The sequence below is a fragment of the Streptomyces caeni genome (genome assembly GCF_042678285.1).
Lineage (GTDB): Bacteria > Actinomycetota > Actinomycetes > Streptomycetales > Streptomycetaceae > Streptomyces > Streptomyces caeni.
In genome coordinates this window covers 204,292-216,267 of the sequence record NZ_JBHUDX010000004.1, presented here as the reverse complement: position 1 = coordinate 216,267, position 11,976 = coordinate 204,292, and the positions used below count along the sequence as shown (strand labels likewise).

9 protein-coding genes are annotated in these 11,976 nt (G+C 72.2%); 6 read left to right on the top strand and 3 right to left on the bottom strand.

Features of this window, described 5'->3' with window-relative positions; genetic code table 11:
• Nucleotides 1-366: 366 nt before the first annotated feature.
• Nucleotides 367-777 carry a gamma-glutamylcyclotransferase family protein gene (locus tag ACFSL4_RS02360; protein ID WP_381077694.1) on the bottom strand — a complete coding sequence of 137 codons (411 nt, stop codon included), beginning with the start codon at nt 775-777 and terminating at the stop codon, nt 367-369.
• Between the two features lie 227 nt (nt 778-1,004).
• On the opposite strand from ACFSL4_RS02360, the gene ACFSL4_RS02355 reads away from it, so the two are divergent.
• The 3 genes from ACFSL4_RS02355 to ACFSL4_RS02345 all read left to right on the top strand — a co-directional run bounded on the left by ACFSL4_RS02355 (nt 1,005) and on the right by ACFSL4_RS02345 (nt 4,536).
• Nucleotides 1,005-2,654, top strand: coding sequence for a M4 family metallopeptidase (locus tag ACFSL4_RS02355; RefSeq protein ID WP_381077692.1), 1,650 nt, complete (start codon nt 1,005-1,007; stop codon nt 2,652-2,654).
• 577 nt (nt 2,655-3,231) lie between these two features.
• Nucleotides 3,232-3,756, top strand: a complete 525-nt coding sequence (locus ACFSL4_RS02350) for a hypothetical protein (RefSeq protein WP_381077690.1) — start codon at nt 3,232-3,234, stop codon at nt 3,754-3,756.
• Between the two features lie 141 nt (nt 3,757-3,897).
• Nucleotides 3,898-4,536 carry a class F sortase gene (locus tag ACFSL4_RS02345; protein ID WP_381077687.1) on the top strand — a complete coding sequence of 213 codons (639 nt, stop codon included), beginning with the start codon at nt 3,898-3,900 and terminating at the stop codon, nt 4,534-4,536.
• 84 nt (nt 4,537-4,620) lie between these two features.
• On the opposite strand, the gene ACFSL4_RS02340 is transcribed toward ACFSL4_RS02345, so the two are convergent.
• Nucleotides 4,621-5,403 carry a sulfite exporter TauE/SafE family protein gene (locus ACFSL4_RS02340; RefSeq protein ID WP_381077684.1) on the bottom strand — a complete coding sequence of 261 codons (783 nt, stop codon included), beginning with the start codon at nt 5,401-5,403 and terminating at the stop codon, nt 4,621-4,623.
• A 237-nt stretch (nt 5,404-5,640) separates the two neighbouring features.
• On the opposite strand from ACFSL4_RS02340, the gene ACFSL4_RS02335 reads away from it, so the two are divergent.
• The 3 genes from ACFSL4_RS02335 to nirD are packed head-to-tail and all read left to right on the top strand — an operon-like array spanning nt 5,641 to nt 9,871.
• A complete protein-coding gene (locus tag ACFSL4_RS02335) occupies nt 5,641-6,876 on the top strand; it encodes an NAD(P)/FAD-dependent oxidoreductase (RefSeq protein WP_381077681.1) in 1,236 nt (411 codons plus the stop codon).
• On the top strand, nt 6,876-9,524 hold the full coding sequence (gene nirB, locus ACFSL4_RS02330; protein WP_381077679.1) for a nitrite reductase large subunit NirB: 2,649 nt from the start codon (nt 6,876-6,878) through the stop codon (nt 9,522-9,524). Before ACFSL4_RS02335 ends, nirB begins: the two co-directional genes overlap by 1 nt.
• On the top strand, nt 9,521-9,871 hold the full coding sequence (gene nirD, locus ACFSL4_RS02325; RefSeq protein ID WP_381077676.1) for a nitrite reductase small subunit NirD: 351 nt from the start codon (nt 9,521-9,523) through the stop codon (nt 9,869-9,871). Before nirB ends, nirD begins: the two co-directional genes overlap by 4 nt.
• 317 nt (nt 9,872-10,188) lie before the next feature.
• Here the strand turns inward: nirD and ACFSL4_RS02320 are convergent, their stop codons facing one another.
• The gene (locus ACFSL4_RS02320) at nt 10,189-11,955 is read right to left on the bottom strand and encodes a choline/carnitine O-acyltransferase (RefSeq protein ID WP_381077674.1); all 1,767 of its coding nucleotides are present in this window, start codon (nt 11,953-11,955) and stop codon (nt 10,189-10,191) included.
• Between the last annotated feature and the right edge of the window lie 21 nt (nt 11,956-11,976).

Below are 11,976 nucleotides of genomic sequence, written 5' to 3'. Positions count from 1 at the left end.
ACACCCTGTCTGCGTTCCCGGACGCACCGTCAGCATTCGGAATGACTCGTCTAGGCACGGCAGGCCGACCGGGGACGGGGGCGCACGGCGCGGTCGCCCGCACGAGCGACGGAGGCGGCCGACTGCCCGGCCGCGACGCCCGGATCGGCGGTAGGGCACACGACACGCGCGGCCCGACGCGTGCCATGCGACACGCAACGCGGAACACACGACGCACGCTATCCGGACACACAACGCGGACACGCGACGTGGGGACACGCGACGTGGGGACACGCGACGTGGGGACACGCAACGCGGAACACACGACGCACGCTATCCGGACACGCGACGCGGGCCCATGACGCGGGACGCCCGTGCGGCGCGGTCTCAGCGATGGGCGAGCCAGTCCCCGCCCTCGATCAGCCGGCCGTGCGCCCGCAGCCGCGCCGCCACGGCGGGCGCGGCGACGTACACCCAGGCCCGTACCGTGCCGCCGTCCGCGCCCGTCACGTCCCGGGCCACCCGCTCGTACAGGCTGCGCGGATCGCCCGGCACGCAGTCCTCCAGCAGGTCGAGAGCAGCGAGCAGCTCCGCGTACGCCTCCGGCCGCGCGGTGATGATCTCGCCGCTGACCGTGCCGCCGCCCTGCTCGACGGCGTACGGGTATCCGGGGCCGTCGTAGAGCACGGCGCCCGGCAGCAGCCCCGGTTCCTCAAAGCGGGTGCGGCCGCGCAGGAAGAGGTCGTGGTTGGGCTCGCCGGGACGCAGGGTCCCGTACACGAAGAACGGCAGTCTCACGCGCCGGCTCCCCCGCTGGTCCCGGTGGTCGCGCCGTTCGCCGCAGCCATGATCGATCTCCTCCCGCCCCTCTACCGAAGCCTTGCAGAAACGATTCTCACCCCTCACACATCTTCGTGAATGAGCTATGGACATGACATGTCATGAACCCTTAAATCGAAGCGACGTCGGGGGCCACCGCCCCCGATCCCCCACATACGCCCCCGGGCGCCACTTCGAGGAGACCGATGAGTCGGATACGGCACATCCGAGGTTCCCGTCTCGCCGCGGCCGGCACGGCCGTGGCCACCGCGGCCCTGCTGGCCGCCGCTCTCGCCCCCGCACCCGCCGCCGGCGCGGCCGCCAGACCCGGCCGGGCCACCGCGATCGCCAACGCCACCGCCGCGCTGCGGCAGCAGGCCGCCCAACTGGGCCTGTCCTCCGCGCAGGGCACCACCGTCCGCGACGTCGTCGTCGACGCGGACGGCAGCCAGCATGTGCGCTACGACCGGACGTACCGTCAGCTCCCAGTCCTCGGCGGCGACTTCGTGGTCCATCTGGCCCCGAGCGGCTCCTACCGCAGCGCGGACCGGGCCACCACGCGCGTCGTCTCCGTGCCGACGACCACCCCCACGGTCAAGGCACCTCGGGCGGCCGACCTGGCCGCCGCCGCACTGCGCGCCGCGAACACCGGAGAGTTGCTGAAGCGCGTGACCGCCAAGCCGCAGCTCGTCGTCGACGCCCTGCACGGCGCGCCCCGGCTGGCCTGGCGCACCAACGCGGTGGGGCAGGACTCGCTGGGCAACCCGGTCGCCCGCACCGTCCTCACGGACGCCCGCACCGGCCGTCAGATCGACGCGTGGGACAGCATCGAGACGGCGACCGGCGACGGGAAGTCCCTGTACGGCGGCACGGTTCCGCTGGAGACCACCCTGTCCGGGTCGAGCTACCAGCTCAAGGACCCGACCCGCGGGAACACCTACACGGGCGACGCCGAGAACAAGACGGACCTGTGCATCTTCGGGATCTGCTTCAGCCGCGCCCCCGCCACCCTGTTCACCGACGCCGACAACCACTGGGGCACCGGCACGACCGCGGACCGTTCCTCGGCGGCGGTGGACGCGCAGTACGGGACCGACGAGACATGGGACTACTACAAGAACGTCCACGGCCGCACCGGCATCGCGGGCGACGGCAAGGGCTCGTACAACCGCGTGCACTACGGGAACAACTACAACAACGCCTTCTGGGACGACAGCTGCTTCTGCATGACGTACGGCGACGGTGACGGGACGACGTTCGGCCCGCTGGTGGCGCTGGACGTGGCCGGCCACGAGATGTCGCACGGCGTGACGTCGACGACCGCGGCACTGACGTACTCCGGCGAGTCCGGCGGCCTGAACGAGGCGACCTCGGACATCTTCGGCACACTGGTGGAGTGGTACGCGAACAACTCCTCGGACCCCGGTGACTACCTCATCGGCGAGAAGATCGTCCGCTCGGGCTTCGGAGAGCCGGCGCTGCGGTACATGGATCAGCCGTCCAAGGACGGGAACTCGGCAAACTGCTGGAGCTCCTCGGTCGGGAACCTGGACGTCCACTACTCGTCGGGCGTCGCCAACCACTTCGCCTACCTGCTCGCCGAGGGCAGCGGCGCGAAGACGCTCAACGGGGTCTCCTACAACTCCCCCACCTGCAACGGCTCGACCGTGACGGGCATCGGCCGCGACAAGCTCGGCAAGATCTGGTACCGGGCCCTGACGGTCTACATGACGTCGTCGACGAACTACGCGGGCGCGCGGACGGCGACGCTGAACGCCGCGAAGGACCTCTACGGCGCGGGCAGCGCGGAGTACAACGCCGTGGCGGCGGCGTGGAGCGCGGTGAACGTGGGCTGAGCGAAAAGCCGTGGCGGGTCGGCTGCCGGAGCGCCTAGGCTCCGGCAGCCGACCCGCCATCCGGCCCCGGTCATCCGGCTGCCCGGTCATCCGGCTGCCCGGCTGCCGACCGACGCACGGAGATCCATTCCCACCGTGAAGATGCACCCCGACGAACTGGAAGTCGACGGTGCGCTGGTGCGCCGGCTGGTCGCGGACGGGAGCGGGGACGCGGACGGGAGCGGGGCGGAGGCATCCGCGGCTGTGGTCATGACGCACAGCCGCATACCTCAACCATTGTTGAGGTCAAGTCGCCTCCTCCACTCCCGGCGCAACGGCCGGTCACCCGTTCACAGCCGGCGGCTCCCCCCTTCGGGCCCCCTTCCGGTAGCCCGGCACCCGTACGTCCATGACCTGCTGAAAGGCCGTCGGGACCGCCCGGACGGGCCAGTCGCGGCACACCCGTTCGCCGTACGTCTGACGGCGCGCCAAGAAGCGTGAGCGGCCGTGTGCGACTTTCCTCGACAGGGCAGGGGCACGACCGACGCAGCGGCACACTGGGGGTGCCGCGGGCCGTGCCCTCCCGGAGGTGCACCCCATGCGACGTACGTCCCGTCTGCTGACCGGTACCGCGCTCGCCGTCGCCGCGGGCCTCGCGGCGGCCGTACCCGCGTACGCCGGTGACGCCCAAGGGCTGGAGGTCTTCCCCTCCACCGTCGCGCCCGGGGGCGAGGTCACCGTCAACACGGCGGCCTGCGGGTCGGACGGCTCGGCGGCGGGCGACGCAACCGCGGTCGGCGCCGGCGCCTTCGCGCTCGCCCCCAGCACGCACGAACAGGACGCGATCGGGCGGTTCCGGGTGCCGCCCGGTGCGCAGCCGGGCACCTACGAGATCGTCGCGAAGTGCTCCGGCGGCCGACACGCGAAGGTGACGGGCGACCTGACGGTGACCCTGGCCCCGGCCCAGGATCAGACGCGTCCGCGAGGAAGCGTGAAGACGGGGGTCGGCGGCGCACTCGGCCCCGACCCCGTGCGGACCGCGGCCGGTGTGACGGCTCTCGCCGTCGCCGCCGCGGGCGGTACCTGGCTCCTGCATCGCCGTGCGAGAGGCGACGGGATGTGACGGACATCCTCCGCTGTCCGTCCGCCGGTACCGCCGTCCCCGATCCCCCTCCGGGTCCGATGCCCCTCGCGGCCCGGAGGGGGGCCGGGAGACGCTCCGGCCAGACCGGGGCCAGGCCCGGCATCCACGAAGGAGGCTCACGTGCGCAAGGCCGGCAGGCCCGGCACCGTCGGTGACGCCGCCATAGCGTCCGTCACCGTGGTCGCCCTGTGTTCCGGCGGCTGGCTGCTCGGCAGCGGCTCCCAGTCCCACGCGCCACCGCAGCCGTCGGCCGCGCAGGCCGCTTCCGACCCCGATCGCGCAGGATCCGCCACCTCCCCGCTGCCGCCCTCGCCGCCCGTCCGCATCCGGATACCCTCGATCCGAGTCGACGCCCCCCTGACCGGCCTGGGGCTGACGAGCAGCGGCAGCCTGGAGGCCCCGCCCGCCGGGAACAAGAACCTGGCCGGCTGGTACGAGGCGGGCACCATGCCCGGCGAGACGGGCACCGCGATCGTCGCCGGTCACGTCGACAACGCCCAGGGCCCTGCCGTCTTCTACGACCTCGGCGCCCTGACGAAGGGCAGCACGATCGAGATCGGACGCCGCGACCGCTCGACGGCCGTCTTCACGGTGGACGCGGTCGAGGTGTACGAGGCGAAGGACTTCCCCGACGACCGGGTCTACGGGGCGGCGCACCGCCCCGAACTTCGGGTGATCACCTGCGGGGGCGGCTACTCCAAGGCGACGGGCTACCAGGGCAACGTGGTCGTCTTCGCGCACCTCACCGCCGTGCGCTGACCCGCCGCCGGACGCCGGATCGCCACCGGCGGACGCCGCCGCGCTCCCTCAGGCGCCTCCCCGCTTCCCCGTACGCCGGCCCGCTCAGGCCACCCACTGCTGGTAGGCCAGGTTCGCGACCAGCGCGAAGACCACCGTCAGCAGCACGATGCGGACGAAGCCGCTGCCCTTCTTCAGCGCGGTGCGCGCCCCCACCGTGCCGCCGGCCAGGTTGAAAACGGCCATCGGCACGGCCAGTTGCCAGAAGACGGTGCCCTTCCAGGCGAAGGTCGCGAGGGCACCGACGTTGGTGCAGCAGTTGACGATCTTGGCGGTGGCGGAGGCGGTCACCAGGTCGAGGTGCAGGACGGCGGTGAGCGCCAGCACGAGGAACGTGCCCGTGCCGGGGCCGATGAGACCGTCGTAGAAGCCGATGCCGAGACCGGCGAGCCCGATCGCGGCGAGCACGCGCCGCGCGGAGACCGGCGCGGTCGAGGGGGCGGTACCGAACGCGGGCCGGAGGAGCACGAAGGCGCCCACCCCGAGCAGCACGACCATGACGACCGGCTTGAGGACGTCCGTGCTCATCCCCGCGGCCACGAACGCCCCGGCCGTGGACCCGGCCAGGGCCGCGATTCCGATCCGTACGGCCGTTCCCACGTCGACCGGTGCCCTGCGCACGTATGTCACGGCCGCGCCCGTGGTGCCGACGATCGCGACGGCCTTGTTGGTGCCGAGGGCGTACGCCGCCGGAGTGCCGCCGGGCAGCCCGAGCAGCAGCACGGGCAGCAGCACAAGCCCGCCCCCGCCGACCACGGCGTCGATCCAGCCGGCCGCGAGAGCGGTGAGGCAGAGGACGACGGCCGTGGTCAGCGATATGTCGGGCATGATCGCGACCTTAGGGAGGGGATGGACGTGCCGTCCATCGGCCTGAGGGTCTTCTGAGGTTCGGGCGGGCCGCGGATCTCCCCTCGCGCCCGGCCCACCGACCCGGCACGCACCCTCACCCCCCAACCGCCCTCCGCGAACCCTCACACCCCCGCCCCGTGCCGGCTGAGGGCAGCGTTCCCCGTGGGAAACAGTCGTGATGCGGCCGGGTAACGTCGGCATCGCACGCTGCGTTGCATGACCTCGAATACGCGTGTGGTGGTGATCGGCGCCGGACTCGCGGGCGCCCGTCTCGCCCGGCGGCTCGGCGAGCTCGGTACGCCCGCCCTGCTCGTCGGGGAGGAGGAGCACGCCCCGTACAACCGTGTCCTGCTCGCCGACGTCCTGGCCGGCCGCTACGCGCCCGAGGTGATCTCCCTGCCGGCCCCGGAGCGTCTCGTGCGCGCCCGGGTCACCCGGATCGACCGCGAGGACCGCGCGGTCCACTGCCATGACGGCTCGTTGATCGCATACGACACGCTCGTACTGGCCACCGGCTCCAACCCGGTCCTGCCGCCCCTGCGCGGACTGCTCACCGCGGACCGTCGCGAACTTCCCGAGGGCGTCCACGCGTTCCGCACGATGGACGACTGCCTGGGTCTGGCCAAGGCGGTCCGCGAGGGGATGCGCGCCGTCGTCATCGGCGGCGGCCTGCTCGGCGTCTCCGCCGCCCGCGCGCTCGCCTCCCGTGGCGCCCAGGTCGTCCTCGCCCAGCAGGCCGAGCGCCTGATGGAGCGGCAGCTCGACCCGTCCGCCTCGCGGCTGGTGCACCGCCACCTCACCGGCCTGGGCGTCGAGGTCCACACCGAGACCCGGGTCCGCGGGGTGCGCACGCTCGGCGGCGTGGTCCGCTCCGTGGAGATGGCCGACGGCTACGCCCTCGACACCGACCTCGTCGTGCTGGCCTGTGGGGTGCACCCCCGGGTGGGCCTGGCCCACGAGGCCGGGCTGGCCGTCCACAAGGGCGTCCTCGTCGACGACGAACTGCGCACCTCGGACCCGCACATCCGGGCGATCGGCGACTGCACCCAGTACGCCGGCACCGTGTACGGGCTCGCCGCTCCGGCCCTGGAACAGGCCGACGTGCTCGCCGAGCTGATCGCGAGCGAGGCCGGCGGCGCGGGCGATCCCGCCGCCCGCTACACCGGAACCCGGTCCCTGACCCGGCTCACCCTCGCCGGGCGGGACGTCCTCGACCTCGCCGCCTTCGGCGAGACGGACCCCCGCCCCGGCGACGACGTCGTGCAGCTCGCCGACGCCACCCGCGGCACCTACCGCAAGGTCGTCGTGCGCGAGGACCGCCTGGTCGGCGGCGTGCTCGTCGGTGAACTCGGCACCGTCGGCGCGCTCGCCCGCGCCTGGGAGACAGCCGAGCCGCTCCCCGCGGACGGTGCCCCGCTGCTCCACCTGATCACCAACGATGGAGGCTCCTGATGTCCACGACCGCACTTGTGGGGACCGGCCCCCGCCCCACGATCGTGCTCGTCGGCCACGGCATGGTCGGCCAGCGCTTCCTGGTAGCGCTGGCCGAGCGCGGCCTGACCGCCACGCACCGCGTGGTCGTGCTCTGCGAGGAGCCGCGCCCGGCCTACGACCGGGTCCGGCTCACCTCGTACTTCTCGGGTACGACGCCGGAGGAACTGTCCATGACGGACAGGGAGTTCATCGAGACGCACGGGATCGAGCTGCACATCGGCGCCCCGGCGGAGACGATCGACCGGAACGCCCGCACGGTGACCGCGCGCTCCGGGCTCACCGTCACGTACGACACGCTCGTCCTCGCCACCGGCTCGTACCCCTTCGTGCCACCGGTGCCCGGCAAGGACGCCACCGGCTGCTTCGTCTACCGCACCATCGAGGACCTGCTCGCCATCGAGGAGTACGCGAAGACGCGGGCCGCCACGGGCGCCGTGGTCGGCGGCGGCCTGCTCGGCCTGGAGGCGGCCGGCGCGCTCAAGGGCCTCGGACTGGCCACGCACATCGTGGAGTTCGCGCCGCGCCTGATGCCGGTGCAGGTCGACGAGGGCGGTGGCGCGGCGCTGCTGCGCACCATCGAGGACATGGGCCTGACCGTGCACACCGGCACCGGCACCCAGGAGATCGTCGTCGGTGGGGACGGCGCGGTGACGGGCATGAAGCTGTCCGACGGGTCCGAACTGGCCACGGACATGGTGGTGTTCTCGGCCGGTGTGCGCCCCCGTGACCAGCTCGCCCGCGCCTGCGGCCTCGCCGTCGGCGAGCGCGGCGGCGTCACGGTGGACGAGCAGTGCCGCACCGTCGGTGACCCGCGCGTCTTCGCGATCGGCGAGTGCGCGCTGGCGTCGGACGGGAGGGTGTACGGCCTGGTCGCGCCCGGCTACGAGATGGCCGAGACGGCCGCCGCCACGATCGCCGCCGACGAGGCCGCGTTCACCGGCGCGGACCTGTCCACCAAGCTGAAGCTGCTCGGTGTCGACGTGGCCTCCTTCGGCGACGCGCACGGCACCACCGCGGACTGCCTCGACGTCGTCTACGCGGACTCGCGCTCGGGCATGTACAAGAAGCTGGTCATCGGCCGCGGCGGCGAACTGCTCGGCGGCATCCTGGTCGGCGACGCGGAAGCGTACGGCACGCTGCGCGCGCTCACCGGGTCCGTGCCGCCCGTCGCGCCCGAACAACTGGTGCTGCCCGCGGGGGCCGGCGCCCCGGCGCAGCTCGGGCCGTCAGCACTGCCGGACGAGGCCGTCATCTGCTCCTGCCACAACGTCACCAAGGGCACGATCCGCGGCGCGGTCGCCGAGCACGGCCGCACCACCGTGCCCGAGGTGAAGAAGTGCACCAAGGCCGGTACCGGCTGCGGCAGTTGCGTCAAGGTGCTCACCCAGCTGGTCAACGACGAGCTGGAGGCGAGCGGCGTCGAGGTCGACAAGGGCCTGTGCGGCTGCTTCGCGCAGACCCGCGAGGAGCTGTACGAGATCGTCCTGGCCCTGCGCATCACCTCCTACCGGCGGCTGCTCGACCGGTTCGGACGCGAGGGCGCGCGCGGCGGCGAGGGGTGCGAGACCTGCAAGCCGGCGATCGCGTCGGTCATCGCCTCGCTCGCCCCCACGATCGGTGCCGACGGCTATGTCCTGGAGGGGGAGCAGGCGGCCCTGCAGGACACCAACGACCACTTCCTCGCCAATCTGCAGAAGAACGGCTCGTACTCGGTCGTGCCGCGCATCCCCGGCGGTGAGATCGCCCCGGAGAAGCTGATCGTGATCGGGGAGATCGCCCGCGACTTCGGCCTCTACACGAAGATCACCGGTGGTCAGCGGATCGACATGTTCGGCGCCCGGGTGGAGCAACTCCCCCTGATCTGGGCCCGCCTGGTGGACGCGGGCTTCGAGTCGGGCCACGCGTACGGCAAGGCGCTGCGCACGGTGAAGTCCTGCGTGGGCCACACCTGGTGCCGCTACGGCGTCCAGGACTCCGTGCGCATGGCGATCGACCTGGAGCTGCGCTACCGGGGGCTGAGGTCCCCGCACAAGCTGAAGTCGGCGGTCTCCGGCTGCGCCCGCGAGTGCGCCGAGGCCCAGTCGAAGGACTTCGGTGTGATCGCCACGGTGGGCGGCTGGAACCTGTACGTCGGCGGCAACGGCGGCGCGACCCCGCGCCACGCTGACCTGCTGGCCAAGGACCTGTCCGACGCCGAACTCGTCCGCCTGATCGACCGGTTCCTGATGTTCTACATCCGCACGGCCGACCGTCTGGAGCGCACCTCGGTGTGGCTGGAGCGGATCCCGGGCGGCCTGGACCACGTGCGGGACGTGATCGTCCATGACTCGCTCGGCATCTGCGAGGAACTGGAGTCCCTGATGGCCGCCCATGTCGCGGGCTACCGCGACGAGTGGGCCGAGACCATCGCCGACCCCGAGAAGCTGGCCCGGTTCGTGTCCTTCGTCAACGCCCCCGACACCCCCGATCCGGTCGTCGGATTCATCCCCGAGCGCGACCAGATCAAGCCCGACCTGCCGCTGCTGACCCTCGGCACGCATCCCCGAGCTCTCGGCTCCGCTCAAGCAGGGGAGACCCCGTTCCTGGAAGGAAGCGCCCAGCGATGACCCTGGCACCCCATAAGCTCGGCCTGACCGTCGAACTGCGTCTGGACGAAGGCTGGCTGACGGTCTGTGACCTGTCCCGGCTGGTCCCGGGCCGCGGAGTCGCGGCCCTGTTGCCGGACGGCCGCCAGGCCGCCGTCTTCCTCGACCGTGCGGGCCGCGTCCACGGCATCGACAACCGGGACCCGTTCACCGGGGCCGCCGTGCTCTCCCGCGGTCTGACCGGCAGCCACCGCGGCCGCCCCTTCGTCGCCTCGCCGCTGCTCAAGCAGCGCTTCGACCTGGAGACGGGGCAGTGCCTGGACGACGAGTCGGTGCGGGTGACGGTGTACGAGGTGCGGGCCGCCTAGGGGGTGTTTCGGAAGTCCTGTGCGGTGCCCGCGGTGTCCGGTGCATGCTCTCGGCGTGCTGGACGAAAGCCCTCGTACTGGACGTACTCGGGGTTTCGGCCGGTGCGGCGAGTGGGGGTGCCCCCTGCTCGAAGAGCCTGGGGGAGCGTGCCGGGCGCCGTGGGTGCTGTGCGGGACCTTCGAAACACCCCCTAGCCGTACCGACTGAATGTCGCCCGACCGGTCGTCCTGGACGAGTCCAGCGTCACCCGGCGGTTCTCGGCGGCTTGCCCGGACGCAGGGCAGGCCGCCGAAAACCCGCGGGAGCGGGGGACGGTTCAGCCCTCGTGCTGCTCCGAGGCCAGCAGTTCCTGCAGTTCGCCGAGCACCTCCCGGAGCCGGTCGCCGAACGCGTGCATCTGGTCGGCCACCGACAACGGAGTGCTCAGGTAGACGTTGAACAGGTCGGGCAGCAGCTGATAGGCAACGCCGATGCAGCGGCTGCTGGTCGACCCGAAGCCGAAGTAGTCGACGTTGGGTGACGGCACGGAGCTGGTGCTCAGGTAGTCGTCCCGCATCTTCAGCCAGCCCGGGCTCCGGTACAGCGCGGGCTGCTCGGTGACCCCCAGCTCCGCCCCGTGGCGGCGCTGGATCAGCTCCAGTTCCCACAGGTGCTGCTCGGGCGCCTGTCCGGACTGACACTCCTTGGCGCGCGCCACATGCTTCTCGGCTGCGGCACGGAACGCGGCGCGCCGGGTGTCCGCATCCGCCGCCGGGTCCTCCATCGCCGCCACGAACCGCTGGATCTCGGGGGTGACCACGCGCATCGCCTCGGTCCGCCCGTGCTGGTACTGCCGGGTGGCGATGGACTCGTACGTGGCGCCCAGGTGCCCCTTGGCGCGCTGGTGAGCCAGCTGGAAGGCGAGCTGGACGAAGGCGTCCGGCGAGACTCCCAGCGACTTGGGGACGTTGGAGCCGAAGTCCTTGACCGACACCGCGCTGGTCGCGGTGTTCGCCCCGTACGCCGCGAACGCGTCGGCAGCGGAACGGACCTGGTCCCGCAGGGCGTCGTCCAGTTCGAACACGATCGGCTTCAGCGCCGGCATCCCCTGGGTGGCGGCCCCGGACTGGCGGGACTGCTCCTCGGCCGGCGTGTCCAGCAGGGCGTCGACGAAGCTGAGGACGGTGACCCCGTCCAGGCCGCAGTGCTCCCCGTTGATGCCCGCCAGGCCGTTGCGGAACACGATGAGGGACACCGACTTGTCGAACCAGCGGTTGCCGCCGTCGCCGTACAGCAACTGGTCGCACGCCTCCTTGGCGTCCGCGGGCGCGGCGTCCTCCAGGCAGACGCAGAACAGCGCGGTCTCCACGTCGTCCAGCGCGTCCGCGTTACCGGGGTGGCAGGCGAGCAGGGACTGCCGCGCGTCCGCCCATTCCGCGCGGGCCATGGTGGTGAGGTGGCCCACCGGGGCGTCGGAGCCGGGCGGCTCGGCACCGGCGTCGAGGATGGCGCGCAGGCCCGCCTCCAGGTCGTCCAGGCTGTGCGGCACGCCGTCGGCACCCAGCACGTCCATCCGGAACATGCCGCCGCGGAAGAACACCAGGATGTGCCGGGCCTGGGACGGTCCCGGCCACTCGGAGGTGTAGGGGGTGCGGACGGTGTCCTGTTGCACGCCCGGAATCCGGGTGGTGGAGAACAGGAACTTGTTCTGCACCATCGACTGCGGCCGGCCGCGCAGCACCACCGGCGGAATGACCTCCTGGTCGAGCCGCCGCTTGTAGTTCAACGCCCCGGCGATGAGTCCGGCCGCCCGCTCGACCTGCGACTGGACGGAGTCCCGGAACAGGAAGAAGAAGTTGGCGTTGAGCGCGATCCGGTCCCGGCGGCCCAGGTAGCGATACGGCCAGAAGGTGTCGAGCCAGCTGTGCACGCCGGCCGTGGCGTCGTACCTCTCCAACGCCGCGTGCAGTACCCGGCCGGGGCCACCGGGCCGGAGGAACGCGGCCACCTCCGCCTCTGTCTGCGTCCGCTCGTCCTCGGTCAGCAGCGGCGCGCACCAGGCGAGGAACCTCTCGCAGCTTGCCTCCAGGGTGGGCAGCGGCACCCGCGGTAGCTGGTCCTCCAA

Bases quoted from the DNA above. Each gene is read 5' to 3' on its own strand.
- ACFSL4_RS02355 (WP_381077692.1), top strand. From the start codon at position 1,005: ATGAGTCGGATACGGCACATCCGAGGTTCCCGTCTCGCCGCGGCCGGC.
- ACFSL4_RS02350 (WP_381077690.1), top strand. From the start codon at position 3,232: ATGCGACGTACGTCCCGTCTGCTGACCGGTACCGCGCTCGCCGTCGCC.
- ACFSL4_RS02340 (WP_381077684.1), bottom strand. From the start codon at position 5,403: ATGCCCGACATATCGCTGACCACGGCCGTCGTCCTCTGCCTCACCGCT.
- ACFSL4_RS02335 (WP_381077681.1), top strand. From the start codon at position 5,641: ATGACCTCGAATACGCGTGTGGTGGTGATCGGCGCCGGACTCGCGGGC.
- nirB (WP_381077679.1), top strand. From the start codon at position 6,876: ATGTCCACGACCGCACTTGTGGGGACCGGCCCCCGCCCCACGATCGTG.
- nirD (WP_381077676.1), top strand. From the start codon at position 9,521: ATGACCCTGGCACCCCATAAGCTCGGCCTGACCGTCGAACTGCGTCTG.